This is a genomic window from Silvibacterium sp. (genome assembly GCF_047605705.1).
In the GTDB taxonomy this organism is placed as follows: Bacteria; Acidobacteriota; Terriglobia; order Terriglobales; family Acidobacteriaceae; genus Silvibacterium.
This window is the reverse complement of sequence record NZ_JASGFD010000044.1, coordinates 11,919-26,403: the sequence shown is the minus strand read 5'-3', so window position 1 is coordinate 26,403 and position 14,485 is coordinate 11,919. Positions and strand designations below refer to the sequence as shown.

Sequence of the window (14,485 nt, the reverse complement as noted above, 5' to 3'; positions counted from 1 at the left end):
GCCAATGCGCCCGCTGCTGCAGGCTTACCCCTCCGCCACTGCGCAGCTGCAGCAGAAAAAACCGCAGCTGTAGTTCGAGCAGGGTCACGAGCAGCAATGTCCCGCGAAATACAATCCGGAGCGGCCGGATAACTCCCTGAATCAGGCCTCTTCGCCCAGAAAGCGGTTGCGCGCAGCCGGGCTGAGGTTCTCGAGGTCCAGCAGCGTCAAGAAGTCGATCGTTCGGAATTCCCTGTCCCATGCCGGCGTGCTGCAAATCCTCGCTCCTACCCCAATGTATGCCCTCAGCAGGCGAGGCACCTTCTCCTGGATCTCGCTGGGCGCTGCCGCCTGCGGAAGCATATACTCCTCGCGCGGTTGTGTAAGGAACGGACCCGGAGCGAGAAACGGAATGAGCTGCTCATACACAGACCAGCCTGTCGCCGGCACCTCGGAATTGAGAGAAGAGCAGCCGATCAGATAGCGCAGTCCGTGCGAGCGGGCATAGGTTGCGATGGCGCGCCAGAGAAGGTTCAGCACTTCGCTCGTTCTATGTTCCCGGTCGATGGAAGCGCGCCCGAGTTCCAGCAATTGATCGCGAACCGGCTCAAAAGGCGATAAGTCGAATTCCTGATCGCTGTAGTAACCAATATTGCGTAAAGCCATGGCGCCGGACTGCATGCGATAAGTGCCCACCACTTCGCCGTGCATGCGGTCTGTCACAATCAGGTGATCGCAGAATAAGTCGAATGCGTCCTGATCCATACCAGTGGAGTAGGAACTTGAGAGCCCTTCCCCCAGTTCTATATTGAAGACCTTGAAGCGCAGGCGGCAGGCAGACTCACGCTCCGCAAGCGATTGAGCAACCCGGATCTCATATCGCCCCTTCTCAGTAGTGGTCCGGGGGGGCGGCGTGGAAGAGACATGTGAGGACGAAATATGGAGGGACGGGACATGCGTCTCAACCGCAGTCTGTCCTCCGCCCTCGAATTCATGCGGCAGCGCAGCAGCATGATATGGGGTCATCATGCTGCTATCATGCGTGCGGAAATCAAACTGAGTCTTAAAGTTTTGCTAAAAGAGGACAAATTATCGTTAAACGCCGCAATGATTCGGCAGTAACATAGATGCAGCATTTTCCCGATTTCAGGGAGAGATGAACGCTATATCCTAGTGCCGTATTGGCTAGGATTGGTGTTGCAAGTGTTTCTCCCAACTGTTGCAACTAAAAAAGTAAATTAAGGATAAAAAAACTTTATGAACCGTGAACAAATTATCGCAGCCCTCGACGAAGAGATCGCGCGACTTCAACAAGTGAAGAAACTCCTCCAGAGCACAAGTGGACGCAGCATCGACGGTAGCGGCGCAGCTGTAAAGCCTGCTTCCAAGCGGATTCTGAGCCCTGAAGCTCGCCAGCGCATCGCCGCAGCGCAGAAGCGTCGCTGGGCCAAGCAGAAAAAGGAAACCTCCGCATCCCCTGCTAAGAAGTAGTTCGGATGCTGAAAGTCAAACTCCTCCACCCGCAAGCCCAGCCCCCTACCGTTGCCTACGCGGGCAGCGATCTGGGCTTCGACCTCTACTCCATCGAAGATATCGACTTACCTCCCGGCGTGCCCGTAAAGGTTCGCACCGGGATCGCAGTAGAAGGGCCCGCTGGCTGTGGTTTTGTACTCGGAGATCGTTCCTCCATGGCTTCCAAGGGAGTTACTTATGCGGGCGGACGCATTGACGCAGGTTATCGGGGAGAGATCCTGGTATGCCTCATCAATGTGAACCAGCCTGTTTACTCCCTGGCTGTTGACCGCAATGATTCCGGCTTCGTACAGGATGTGCGCCTTGAGCGAAGCGATGCCACGATTCGTATCCGTAAAGGTGACAAAATCGTGCAGATGTCGCCGTTCCAGGCTCAAACAACTTTGCCCATCACTGTTGTAGACGAACTCGCTGAAAGTGATCGTGGCACAAAAGGTTTTGGTTCCTCGGGGCGATAAACAACTCGCCATCCCTATCGTCATTTCGGGAATAACCGGGTTCGAGCGCCTGCCAATAAGTGAATTGGCAGGCGCTCCATCATTTTCAGCCGCAGGAATGTAACCAGCTTTCTGTCATCGGAAGTAATCGAAACCTGTGATTTATGTAACAGGTTAAGTATTAACAGTGTGCCCAGTTTTTTCCGCCTGACTTATCCGGCAAAGAATCTGTGTCGTCGCACACATCTTCTCCTAAAGAAAAGCAGGAGCGAGAGGCGATGAAAGGGCGAAATTCGGCTGCCGCAAGAGATGCCGCTCCGGCATCCACTCATGCGCCCAACCAAACTTTCGGTTTCATTTCTGGCCCGCAAACCCGTCAACAGCGCGTGAAATCTTCGGTTCACGTCGTCTCTCAGATGGGCTGAAAGCCGCATTTTTGTAGTCCCGCCGTTAACGATCTACAATAAATCCACCACCGCGCGCGAACCCTCCTGTATCCGGTTCCGGCCGCGGTGCATCTTTTTTATATGATCGAGCACCCGCTTCCCGAAGCCCTGACCTTTGATGACGTCCTGCTTGTTCCTGCCTACAGCGACGTAGTTCCCGCGCAGGTAAGCACGACGACGCGCCTGACGCGCCGGATCAGCCTGAATACCCCCTTGCTGAGCGCGGCCATGGACACCGTAACCGAATCGCGCATGGCCATCGCCATGGCGCAGCTGGGCGGCCTTGGCATCGTGCACCGCAACCTGTCGCCGGAGCAGCAGGCCAGCGAGATCGACAAGGTAAAGCGCTCGGAGAGCGGCATGATCGTCGATCCGGTGACCGTCTCCCCGGATCAGCTCATCTCCGACGCCCTCGATGTAATGCGCCGTTACAAGATCTCCGGTGTGCCCGTTACCAAAAACGGCAAGCTGGTCGGCATCCTGACCAACCGCGATCTGCGCTTCGAAACCCGCGCCGACATTCCGATCCGCGACGTGATGACCAAGGAAAACCTCATTACTGTGCCCGTAGGCACCACGCTTGAGGACGCAGAGCTGATCCTGCACAAGCACCGTGTCGAAAAGCTCCTGGTCGTCAACGATCAGTACGAGCTCAAAGGCCTCATCACGGTCAAGGACATCCAGAAGAAACTCAAGTATCCCAACGCCTCGAAGGACGAGCAGGGCCGCCTGCGTGTCGGCGGCGCCATCGGCGCGACCGGCGACTACCTGGAGCGCGCCGCAGAGCTGGTCAAGAATCGCGTGGATGTTCTCTCGATCGACTCCGCGCACGGCCACTCTTCGCGTGTGCTCGAAGCGGTGCGCGAGATCAAGCGCAAGTTCCCGGAAGTGGACCTGCTGGCGGGCAATATCGCCACCTATGCGGGCGCGAAGGCGCTGATTGAAGCGGGCGCGGACGCGGTCAAGGTCGGCATCGGTCCCGGCTCCATCTGCACCACCCGCATGGTCACCGGCGCAGGCATGCCGCAGATCACCGCGGTCAGCGAAGCCTATCGCGCGGGCGTCGAGTTCGACATTCCGATCATCGCCGACGGCGGCATCAAGTATTCGGGCGACCTGGCCAAGGCCATCGCTGCCGGAGCATCCTCGGTCATGATCGGCTCGCTCTTCGCCGGCGTGGACGAGAGCCCGGGCGAGACCATCCTTTACCAGGGCCGTTCCTTCAAGACGTATCGCGGCATGGGCTCTCTCTCTGCGATGGCCCAGGGCTCGGGTGAGCGCTACTTCCAAGGCAAGGAAGACATGTCGAAGGAAGGCACAGAAAGCGTCGTCGCCCGCGAGAAGAACGGGCAGAACCGCCTGGCCAAGTTCGTACCGGAAGGCATCGAGGGCCGCGTGCCCCATCGCGGACCGCTCGAGGCGATGGTCTACCAACTCGTCGGCGGCCTGCGTTCCGGCATGGGCTACCTCGGCTGCGGCTCGATCGAAGAGCTTCAGCAGAATGCCCGCTTTGTGCGCATCTCGAACGCCGGCCTCAAGGAAAGCCACGTGCACGATGTCATCATCACGCGCGAGGCCCCGAACTACCACGTCGAGTAGCTGCTAACTCATTCAAATAAAAGCTGAATGCCCGGCTTCCCATGGAAGCCGGGCATTTGCTTTTTACACACATATATAGCTGTCATTCCGACCGGAGACGGCGGTTTCGTCTCGCGTAGTGGAGGAACTTGCAGTTCTGGCCACCCTCGAAAGCGTTCCACAACGAAAAGCCTCACCGCAGGTTCCTCCACTACACTCCCTGCGGCCACTTCGGTCGGAATGACAACTTCGATGCCCTCGGCTACGTTCCCCAGCACGCAGCCCGCTTCCTCGTAATCACCCGCAGCCGCGTGCGCCAGTCCTCTCCCACCCCCACAACCTGCCATGGAATCTCGGGAGAGAGATGGCTAAGCACCGTATCAGTCGCAGGATGCAGCCGCAGCACCGGCGTCACCAGATAGAGCAGAGGCGGCGCATCCGATAGCTCTACTCCCTGAAAATATCCCTGCCGGGATAGCGTGCCCTGGCGCTGCAGCTCGCGGACGCGCGTCCAGTAATCGAGCGCCTGCAATGGGAGCTGCAGGTCGTCGTCCGCCTTTACCTCGATCACCGCGAGTCGTCCTGACCGGGTCACGGCGAGCAGATCCATGAGTCCTCGCATGAGCCCGCGCTCGCCAACGCTTGCGGCTGCAACCTGCGTGTACACGGGCCCCGGGCAGAGCGCCGGATCGATCTCCTCCAGGCTGCGGCGGATCACGGACTCCAGCCATCGCTCCGGCTGCAGACGATAAAGCGGGTTGCGGAGGTCTTTTTCCGGCCGCCGATGCTCCCACAACTGCCGGGCAAGCTCGCAGAAGAGTGATTCGGTCTCCACGGTGAGCGGTGTTTCATGCGGTCCCGCGCCAAATGTGACCTCGCCGTTCAGCGCAAACGAATTCCCCGTAAAGCCTTGCCGCACCCGCGCATACTCCAGCCCATGCAGCGCGAGCGAGACCTCGGCCGGGGAGTTCGCCCGAATCTCTGAAAGCTCGCGCAGACCTGGAGGAAGCAGCCCCAGCAGCCGGTCCAGCTCTCCCCGGCAACGCTCGATCGCCGATGCCGGATCGAAGGCCCGAACCAGGCGGGGCTGTGCCAGGCCAATCTCCGCGGGAGGCACGAGATGACACATCTCGCTCTTGGCCTCGACTCCATACAGCTCCCAGGAGGCGACACGCGGATTGAACCATGGCAGCAGCGTGCGTGTGAACTGCGTTTGCCCATCAGGCACAAAGAGCTTCAATCCTGCAATCACCGAGCGCCCTCCGCCGTGCGCCCGGCAATGAGCCAGCCACAGCACTCCCAGCGTCAGAATGCCTTCCACTGTCGCAGGAGATTCGTCCGGACCGGCGGAGAGGATGGCCCAGGTGGAATGGCCGCGGCTCAGAAGCCCGCGAACATAACCAGGCCCGAAGCTGTTCTCCAGATCGGGCGAAACCGTCAGGCTGTCGATCGTGTAGTCGGGAAACTCGCGGCGCAACAGGCGCTCGAAGATGCGGAGATAACGCTCGCGCCCGGCACGGCGCGTCGACGGAGCGGAGCGCTCACGGCCTGATACCAGCTCGAGCGCCTGCGGCTTTGCCTGCCCGAAGCGCACTGTCTCGATGCGCAGCGAATCCTTGCGCACCCGCACGGACGAGATGGTCCGCACCAGATTCCGCTCCTCCGACCAGAGGTGCCAGAGACAGCGATCGCGCTCGGTGGTTAAAGAGGAATGAGCTATCTGCAGGTCGAAGAGAACGCGCCCATCTTCGAGAACCTGCGCCTGCGGATGCTCGAGGAGAAACTCTCCCAGCAGCCTGGCCAGCTCCTGCGCAGGCTGCTGGACTGAAGCAGCAGCCGCGCGTGTCGCCGTGGAATCCATCCCCGCGAGCATGCGCGGCACTGTCCCGGCCGATCAAGAAAATAGTAGCTGCCGGTCTACCAGCTGCGATTCTTTCGTAATGCCGTCACGTGCGCCACGTGGTGATCGGAGTGCCAGGCATAACTGGCCACGACCCATGCCAGCGTCGAACGCCCGCCCACGGAATGGATATAGCCGCGCGACTCCCAGTCCTCCGGCTTGAGGCCTTCAAAGACCGCGACCCAGCGGCGATGGAGTGAGTCCAGCAGCTCGAGCGAGATCTGCACCGGGGTGTGCGCGTCAGGAAGCTCGGCCCAGAGATTTTCGTCATAGGCCAGCGCCGGCGGCCAGTCTTCGGTGAGTGCCTGCTTCACGCGGCAGTAGGCATTCATATGGCTGTCCGCGACGTGGTGCACCAGCTGGCGAACCGTCCACCCTCCCTCGCGATACGGCGTGTCGATCTGCTCACGGCTCAGGCCATCGACAGCAGAACGAAGATTCTCGGGCAAGGCGCCGATCGTGGTGATGGCGGCACGAAGGACTTCAGGGGTGTACTCGACAGGGGCAGAAAAGCGCCCGATGGGGTAACGAGGATCAGACAGTGCAGGCGTAGCCATGGCTTCGACGTTAGCACAGCAAATGACCCTCTTCCTTTCCTGTTCCGGCTCCAAAGGACCAAAGCGGAAACGAACTCCTGGAAACCTTCCTTGCGGCGGATGACTCACCCTGGCAACAGCTCTACGATCCGAATCAAGGAGCTGAGGGGGCTGGCCTCACTGATCGAACTTGCCATGATCGTGCGCAATGGCGGCACAGCGCTGGCCCGCGCCATGGAAAGCGCGCGCCCTGCCGTCGATCGCATCGTGATCGGAGATACCGGCTCGACCGATGGTTCCGTCGAACTGGCGAGGAGCCTCGGCGCGGATGTCTTCGATGTGCCCTGGCAGGATGATTTCTCCCTCGCGCGCAATACCGTGCTCGCAGCATGCCGGGGAGACTGGGTCCTGATCCTCGACGCCGATGAGATGCTCGACCCAGCGGGAGCAGCCATCCTCCGCACGCTCACGGCCAAATCCGATATCGACGCGTGGGAGGTCTGGCGGTGGAACTATATCCGCACACGCAGCAGCCGCAGCGGAGTCGAATCATCGCGGCCGAATCCATACCTGCTGGAAGAATCGCGCCCCTATCCCGCCTACACGCGGCACCCCAACACGCTGCTCTTTCGCCGAAGGCCGGACCTGTACTTTGAATACGCGGTGCATGAGACCGTCGCGCGACGTGTCCACGCGCTGAAGCTGCGAACCGCAGAGGCGCCTTTCGTCATTCACCACTTCGGCAATGCCGAGGACTCCGAGGAGAAACGGCAGGAGAAACTCGAACGCTATCACCAGATGGGCATCCGCAAAGTCGAGTTGCATCCGCGGGATGACTGGGCACACTACGAACTTGGCCTAAGCGAACTGGAGTACCGGCGCGATCCGCGGGAGGCGCTCCTTTGTTTTGAGACAGCTCTGAAGCTGCAGCCGGATTTTGCCCCCGCATGGCTCTACGCCGGAATCTGCCTGACCCGGCTTGGGCGTCCTCGCGAGGCACTCACCTGCCTCGCACACGCTGAAGCCCGGTCGCGCCCCAATGCCCTGCTGCGCGAGGCCGCGGGCGATGCGTTCTTTCATTCCGATGAAATTGCGCAGGCTGCCGGGCAATACCGGCTCGCGGGAGGAGATGCGGAGCTGTCTCCGCTCGCCGCCTGCAAGCTCGGGGCCTGCGAGGTCCGGCTGGGGCAGTCGGCGCAAGGCCTGGCCAGGATTCAATCCGCGGTCGAATCCGAGCCCGGGGCCGCGGAACTTTATGACATCTGGACGGCAGCAGCCATGCTGGCGGGAGAGATCGAGACTGCCGCAAATGTCGCCGAGCGGCGGCTGCGTATCGCCCCGGCCTCGGCAGTCTCTTCGCCAGACCGCTTCGTGGTCGCGGCAGGCCTTCAGGCGCGCCTTGGACAATGGCAGCGCGCGGCGTCGATCCTGCGCGAGGCGATCCGGCAGTATCCGGAGGATGTCAGATTGCAGAAAGAATGGAAGATCGCGACGGATCGGGCGGAGAGCCGGCCGGCAAAGGAACTGGACAAAACGGAAACAGGGAGAGGCTGGAGACCACAGTCTCCCTGAAGCTCCGCGCATGGGCCGGAGCCCGACAACAGACAGTCATAGGCCGCGCAACGGACCGTGGAGCCGTTGCGCTACTGCCTATGCGTGGTGGTGATGACGGTGATGACGATGGTGATGATGCGGAGCGGCGAAGGCCGAACCGGAAACCACCAGCAGCAGGGCGAGGAGAACAAGCTTCTTCATGCGCTCATCGTAGCAATAAAGCGCAAAAACTGGCTGTGGAAGGTCTATCGGTAGTTACGATTTCATCGTTCGTTTCTCCCGCCGGATCGAAAGGGGCTCGAAAACCATCAGATAGAGGTCGCCTGCAACAGGGGCGTAACATAAGAGAGCGGCCCAACGCCGCGGGGAGACGCATGACCCAGACAACCACGCAGGCCCCGGGCCTCCACTCCGGAAGCTCTTTCGAAAAGCCTTCAGGCGCCAATCACAAGCGCTACTTCTTCGAAAAATTCGGCATTACCGAGCGGCTGCTGGAGCGCTGCCTGGGCGAGGCGCTTTCGGCCGGAGGCGACTACGCCGATCTCTACTTCGAGTCTGTCTCCTCCACCTCCATCGGCATCGACGAATCGATCGTCAAGTCCGCCAGCCAGGGTGTGAGCGCAGGCTGCGGCATCCGCGTGCTGAGCGGGGAACGCACCGGCTACGCCTACACTGACGAGCTCTCCACGGAGAAGCTGCTGCACGCTGCGCGCACCGCGGCGCTGATCGCCGGAGGACCCTCCAAGCAGCCGGTCGTCGGCTTCACGGAGACCAAGGCGCCGAGCCTCTACCCGGCTCCCGCGGTCGAACTGGACTCCGATCTCGTGAAAAAGCTGGAGCTCGTCAACCGCGCCGACAAGGCCGCGCGCGCCGTCGACCCGCGCATCACGCAGGTCCGCGCCAGCTATTCCGATGAGCTCCGCCGCATCTTGATCGCAGCTTCTGATGGCACTTTCGCGAGCGATACCCAGCCTCTGGCGCGGCTCAACGTCTTCGTCCTCGCCAAGGACGCGGAGCGGACCGCCCGCGGAAATTCCGGCGGCGGCGGCCGCGTCGAAATCGACTTCTTCGAGGCGGAAAAGACGCCGGAATACTTCGCGCGCGAAGCCGCGCGGCAGGCCATCCTGCAACTCAATGCAGTCGCGGCTCCGGCAGGCGAGATGGAAGTGGTCCTCGGCCCCGGCTGGCCGGGCGTTCTACTGCATGAGGCCGTGGGGCATGGCCTCGAAGCCGATTTCAACCGCAAGAAGACCTCGGCCTTCGCCGGCCTCATCGGCCAGTCGGTAGCCAGCTCCAAGGTGACGGTCGTCGATAACGGCACCATGCCCAACCGGCGCGGCTCGCTCAACGTCGATGACGAAGGCGCGGCCACCCAGGAGACGGTGCTCATCGAAAACGGCATCCTTAAGGGCTACCTAAGCGACAAGCTCTCTTCTCGCCTGATGAACATGCCGCACACCGGCAATGGTCGCCGCGAGAGCTACCAGGAAATCCCCATGCCGCGCATGACGAACACCTACATGCTCGCGGGCGAGGACGCGCCCGAGGACATCATCCGCAGCGTGAAGCGCGGGCTCTACGCGGTGAACTTCGGCGGCGGCTCGGTCGACATCACCAGCGGCAAATTCGTCTTCTCAGCCAGTGAGGCCTACCTCATCGAGAACGGAAAGATCACTGCCCCGGTCCGCGACGCCACCCTGATCGGCAACGGTCCCGAAGCGCTGAAATATGTATCGATGGTCGGCCATGACCTCGAGCTCGACGAAGGCGTCGGCAACTGCGGCAAGGCCGGCCAGACCGTCCCGGTGGGAGTCGGCATGCCAACCGTGAAGCTCGATCGCATGACCGTAGGCGGCACCGGTCGGTAGCGCGGATAAAGTGCTGCCGGGTGCCCCACCCATGACGCGGGTTGGTCATGGGTGGGTCTCCGAGAATCTAGAAAACAACCTACAGTTCGAATCCATTCGTGCCCGCTTCAGCCTCCTGCGATGACCGAAGTTATGCCCATAATGAGATAAAACTCCTACTCATAAGCTGGCTCCCCTACACTCCGTCCATGCCGGGGCATCTCCATCGCTATCAGCAACGTGGCGATTATCACTTCGTCACTTTCAGCTGTTATGGCAGAAGGCCGCTGCTTGAAGACGAGCGGATGTGCATCCTGTTTGAAGATGTATTGGAACGGCTTCGACGGCGACACGAGTTCTGCGTATTCGGCTATGTGCTGATGCCAGAACATGTACATCTTTTGATTTCTGAACCGAAAACTCTCTCTTTATCCAAGGTGGTGGGCGCGCTCAAGACTGATCTCTCGAAGCACCGAAGATCAGATGAGTTTCGATTCTGGGAAAAACGGTATTACGACTTCAATGTCTTTACACAGGCAAAACATACCGAGAAGCTGCGCTATCTGCACCGCAACCCGGTAAGGCGCGGACTAGTGGTGAATCCGGAGGAATGGCTCTGGTCAAGCTTCTACCACTACCTGACAGGAGAGATAGGACGGGTCGAGATTGAATCTCACTGGACTGTGAATCGAAGGTCCCTTGGGCTCTAACTTTGAAATCCTCGGAGACCCACCCATGACCAGAGACTGTCATGGGGTGGGGCACCCGGCTTCATTCCTGAACTGCCCTTCCCCCACTGATTTCCCCTCCAGTCACCGGCAAGTGCCCCGGGACGGTAAAATAGATGCACGGTTCCTTCGCAGCTCTGCGAGCACTTTTTACCGGAAGATTTGGATGCCCTTGACTGACAATGCCCTGAACACGAAGCTCCAGGCGGCGGCCCGCGAGGCCGGCCTGGTCGTTCTCGCCACCGAGACCGGTGCCGACTTTCACCAGCAGCCCACCTCGATCTATCGCTTTGCCGCCACCCCGGACGCCGATGCGAAGCACACGCTGTCGCTCGAGCTGAGTGCGAATTTCGACTTCGACAAGCCGGAATTCCTGCCCGAGCTGACCCAGCACCTCAAGGAAGAGGCGCGCCGCCTGCGCAATCCGCGTCCGGACGTGATGGTGACCCAGTACGGCATCCCGGTGCAGCTCACCGCTTTCCGCTGGCCGTTCCATCAGTCGACCTCGGGCGCGGACAGCTACATCGTGCATGGCACCCTCCACCTCGAAGACGGCACCGACTCGCCGCTTCACTCGAAGATCGCTGCAGCCGTCACGGTGACGTTTGCTGAAGTTCTGACGGCCATGGAACAGCCTTACGCCGAGAGCTTCATCTACAACGCCATCCGCAAGACGCTCGACCAAGGACAGCTGGAACTGCTCAAGAGCGGCAACCGCCAGCCGGTTCCCGTGACCACGCGCTACTTCTCGCGCTGGAAGAAGTCTTTCGTCTTCACCGATACCGACGAACAGGCACGCGCTGAGTTTCTGAAGCTGAAGGTGTACTGGCTCTCGGGTGTGCTCGGCCACAACGAGCCCGTCTGGATCTCCGATCCGCGTGACGCGCAGTATCTGAACACCACCCCGGCCGATCTCGAAAAGGTCGCCGGCGATCTCTCTCGCCAGGGCCTCATCAGCCTGCAGGGCGATGCCGCCGTGCCGACCCCGGCCCTGATGGCGCTCGCCCATGACTTCGAGGAGAAGCTCGAGGCCGGCATCGCGATCACCAAGCCCGCGTTCAACGAAGAGATGCGCGCCGGCCACACCAACATGTAAAGACAGGATGCAGGAGATAGTTTGCCTGCGTCTTCGCGATAAGAACAAAGCCCCGGCCTCGGCCGGGGCTTTTCTTTTGATGAGTTTGCGTTCTTAAGCCACCTTGTTGCCGCAGCGGGCGCAGAAGCGCGCTTCCGGCAGCACAGAGGCTCCGCAGACGGCGCAGGTGCGGGTAAGGCCGGTCGCGGGAACAGCGGCAGTCGCCACCGGTGCCGGAGCCCATGCAGGCGCCGCAGACGACGCAGCGACACCGGGATCGGGAATATAGGCCGGGCCTGCGCCCAGCTGCGTGGCAAAGTAATTCGCCAGGGCCAGGTTGTACTGCCGCACCCGCCCAGGCATAAAGAAGCATTCGACGAAGCTGATGATCGTCGGAATGCCTGTCCAGAAGAAGACGGCGTAGAGAATGCCAAGACCCGTCCGCCGCAGATAGAAGTGGTGGGCTCCGAAGGTTCCGAGAAAGAGAGCGAGCAGGACACCGACGACCTCGTCTTTACGCCACGCAGACATCTGGGCCTGAAAAACAGCACGCTGCTGGTCGGTCCAGCCAGCTTCGGCAAAAGGCAAAGTGGTAGCCATCGTACTCCTTAGATTCCGTGGGATATACGGGCCGGATGCGTGTCCATGGATGGTGTCGGCGGCCGTATGGAATCCTGCCACAGAATACGCGCATTGCAGCCCGATGGTTCCCGGACCTGATGACTCCCCGGCGCTCTCCCGCCAGGTTGTGGTCTTTCTTTCAGCGGCGGTATCGTTGAGGTCGGTGAGATCGGGGGCCGAGCGCATCTCACCAGCAACGCGTCTTCCTCGCACGAGGTCCGTCGAACGTTTATGCATTCGAATTCTGTCTCCCGGCCGCGCCGGGGGCTGCTCACCAGCGAGCCGATTATCCTGCTGGCGCTGGTGCTGGCCGGGCTTTATTTCGCACGGGAAATCCTGATCCCGCTGGCGATGGCGCTGACGCTGAACTTTTTGCTGGCTCCGGCGGTCATGCAGTGCGAGCGGTTGCGGCTGCGGCGGGTTACGGCAGTGATTCTGGTGCTTACCGTCACGACAGGCATCGTCGGCGGCGTGGGCTGGATCGTCACCCGGCAGGTGCTGAGCGTCGTCAACGACCTGCCCAATTACACCGACAACATCCAGGAAAAGATGGAGCAGTTGCATACGCCCGCCGATGGACAGGTCGGGCAGACGCTCAACAGCCTGCGTGCCATCGCCGCAGCCTTCACAGGAGAAAAGCCCAAGGATCAGACGGCACCGTCCGCGCCGGTCACGCCGTCGCTCGTTCACGGCAGCACCCGTCGGGCGCGCGAGCTGGCAGAACGCAAGCTCGAAGAAGAGCAGCTGGGCAAGCCCGTCCCCGTCTCCGTGATTCCTCCGGACGAAACCAGCCGGCAGTACGTTTCGGAATACCTTTCGCCCATGCTCAAGCCGGTAGGCACGCTGGGCATGGTGCTCATCTTCACCGTTTACATGCTGGTGAAGCGCGAAGACCTGCGCAATCGCCTGCTACTGCTGGCCGGCTTCGGACGCCTGAACCTGATGACCCAGGCATTGAACGACGCAGCCGCACGCATCAGCCGCTTTCTTGTCGTCAATGTTCTCGTGAATGTCGGATACGGTGCGATCTTCGCGCTGGGACTCTACCTCCTGCATGTGCCGAACGCCACATTATGGGGCGCGCTGCTCGCGATCCTGCGCATGGTGCCTTACGTGGGCACCATGATCGTCGGCACGGCGACGCTGCTGTACACGCTGGCCATCTTCACCACCTGGTGGCACGCGCTCTGGGTCTTCCTGCTCTTCGCGGTGATGGAGATCGTCATTTCGAACTTCGTCGAGCCGCATCTCTACGGCAGCCATACCGGCATCTCCGCGCTGGCTCTGGTGGCCATGGCCATGGTGTGGACGCTGCTGTGGGGCTGGCCGGGACTGGTCGTCTCGACTCCGTTGACCGTGTGCCTCATTGTGCTCGGCCGCTATCTGCCGCAGATGTCCTTCCTGCACATTCTGCTGGGCGATGAAGCTGAACTTGCGCCCGAGGCGAAGTTCTACGAGCGACTGCTGGCTACCGACCAGACCGAGGCCCACCACATCGCCGACCGCTTCCTGGAGACGCATTCCCTCGTCGATCTCTATGACGGCGTCGTGATGCCCGCGCTGACCATGACCGAGCAGGATCGCCACAAGGGCGTGCTCGACGAGATGCGCGCCTCCTATCTCTTCCAGAGCGCAACGGAGTTGATCGCCGAGCTGTCTGATTTTCGCAACCACACCAATCTCGACCCCGCGTGCCCGCCGGACAGCGTTATCGATCACGCCTCGCCGGTCGTCTGCATACCGGCCTTCGACCAGGCCGACGAGATCGCCGCGACCATGTTCGCGCAGCTGCTCGAGCAGTGTGGACACAAGACGCTCCTGTTGCCCGGCAGCGCCGTTTCCAGCGAGATCCTGGAGCGGCTGGCCGAGGAGCCGGAGACCATCATCTGCGTCTCCGCCGTGCCTCCCTTCGCCTTCGCACACGCGCGCAAGCTGGCGGTTCGCCTGCGTGAGAGCCTGCCGGAGAATCGTATCCTGGTGGGCCTGTGGGGCTCAGGCGGCGATAAAGATGCCCTGCGGGAGCGCTTCGGGGCCAGCCGTCCGGAGGTAGTAGCGGGCAAACTGCGGGATGGTCTTGACTGGGTTCGCACCAGCGCCGCCCCACTTCCGCACAACTTCGATGCAGCTTCCCGGGGTTAACACCGCGCGAGCGTTCCTATTCGGGACGCTATATACAAAACCTTTATCTTCAAATGAGACAATAGCTAATAGTGGCGCACAGACCGGCGTTTTCGCTGGTGCTGCCACCTTC

At 61.1% G+C, this 14,485-nt stretch carries 12 protein-coding genes; 8 read left to right on the top strand and 4 right to left on the bottom strand.

Annotated features, from left to right (window positions below; all coding sequences use genetic code 11):
* Positions 1 to 141 precede the first annotated feature (141 nt).
* Positions 142 to 1,005, bottom strand: a complete 864-nt coding sequence (locus QM649_RS15205) for a GNAT family N-acetyltransferase (RefSeq protein ID WP_415199919.1) — start codon at positions 1,003 to 1,005, stop codon at positions 142 to 144.
* A 231-nt stretch (positions 1,006 to 1,236) separates the two neighbouring features.
* Here QM649_RS15205 and QM649_RS15200 point away from each other — a divergent pair, with 231 nt between their 5' ends.
* From QM649_RS15200 to guaB, 3 genes are all read left to right on the top strand, one after another.
* Positions 1,237 to 1,470 (top strand): hypothetical protein, encoded by a 234-nt coding sequence (locus tag QM649_RS15200; protein WP_415199905.1) that lies wholly within the window; start codon positions 1,237 to 1,239, stop codon positions 1,468 to 1,470.
* 5 nt (positions 1,471 to 1,475) lie between these two features.
* Positions 1,476 to 1,970 (top strand): dUTP diphosphatase, encoded by a 495-nt coding sequence (locus QM649_RS15195; RefSeq protein ID WP_415199904.1) that lies wholly within the window; start codon positions 1,476 to 1,478, stop codon positions 1,968 to 1,970.
* Positions 1,971 to 2,476: 506 nt separating this feature from the next.
* Positions 2,477 to 3,994, top strand: coding sequence for an IMP dehydrogenase (gene guaB / locus QM649_RS15190; RefSeq protein WP_415199918.1), 1,518 nt, complete (start codon positions 2,477 to 2,479; stop codon positions 3,992 to 3,994).
* A 241-nt stretch (positions 3,995 to 4,235) separates the two neighbouring features.
* Here guaB and QM649_RS15185 read toward each other — a convergent pair whose 3' ends face one another.
* Both QM649_RS15185 and QM649_RS15180 read right to left on the bottom strand, forming a co-directional pair.
* The gene (locus QM649_RS15185) at positions 4,236 to 5,846 is read right to left on the bottom strand and encodes a hypothetical protein (protein ID WP_415199903.1); all 1,611 of its coding nucleotides are present in this window, start codon (positions 5,844 to 5,846) and stop codon (positions 4,236 to 4,238) included.
* Positions 5,847 to 5,890: 44 nt separating this feature from the next.
* Positions 5,891 to 6,430 carry a YfiT family bacillithiol transferase gene (locus QM649_RS15180; protein ID WP_415199902.1) on the bottom strand — a complete coding sequence of 180 codons (540 nt, stop codon included), beginning with the start codon at positions 6,428 to 6,430 and terminating at the stop codon, positions 5,891 to 5,893.
* Between the two features lie 99 nt (positions 6,431 to 6,529).
* Here QM649_RS15180 and QM649_RS15175 point away from each other — a divergent pair, with 99 nt between their 5' ends.
* From QM649_RS15175 to QM649_RS15160, 4 genes are all read left to right on the top strand, one after another.
* Complete coding sequence (locus QM649_RS15175; protein WP_415199917.1) at positions 6,530 to 7,981, top strand: glycosyltransferase; 1,452 nt, start codon at positions 6,530 to 6,532, stop codon at positions 7,979 to 7,981.
* 356 nt (positions 7,982 to 8,337) lie between these two features.
* On the top strand, positions 8,338 to 9,831 hold the full coding sequence (gene tldD / locus QM649_RS15170) for a metalloprotease TldD (protein ID WP_415199901.1): 1,494 nt from the start codon (positions 8,338 to 8,340) through the stop codon (positions 9,829 to 9,831).
* Positions 9,832 to 9,929: 98 nt separating this feature from the next.
* Positions 9,930 to 10,520: an REP-associated tyrosine transposase gene (locus QM649_RS15165; protein WP_415199900.1), complete on the top strand. Its 591-nt coding sequence runs from the start codon at positions 9,930 to 9,932 to the stop codon at positions 10,518 to 10,520.
* A gap of 184 nt (positions 10,521 to 10,704) precedes the next feature.
* Positions 10,705 to 11,634, top strand: coding sequence for a hypothetical protein (locus tag QM649_RS15160; RefSeq protein ID WP_415199899.1), 930 nt, complete (start codon positions 10,705 to 10,707; stop codon positions 11,632 to 11,634).
* 93 nt (positions 11,635 to 11,727) lie between these two features.
* On the opposite strand, the gene QM649_RS15155 is transcribed toward QM649_RS15160, so the two are convergent.
* Complete coding sequence (locus QM649_RS15155; protein ID WP_415199898.1) at positions 11,728 to 12,213, bottom strand: NINE protein; 486 nt, start codon at positions 12,211 to 12,213, stop codon at positions 11,728 to 11,730.
* Positions 12,214 to 12,465: 252 nt separating this feature from the next.
* Here QM649_RS15155 and QM649_RS15150 point away from each other — a divergent pair, with 252 nt between their 5' ends.
* A complete protein-coding gene (locus tag QM649_RS15150; RefSeq protein WP_415199897.1) occupies positions 12,466 to 14,373 on the top strand; it encodes an AI-2E family transporter in 1,908 nt (635 codons plus the stop codon).
* Positions 14,374 to 14,485 lie beyond the last annotated feature (112 nt).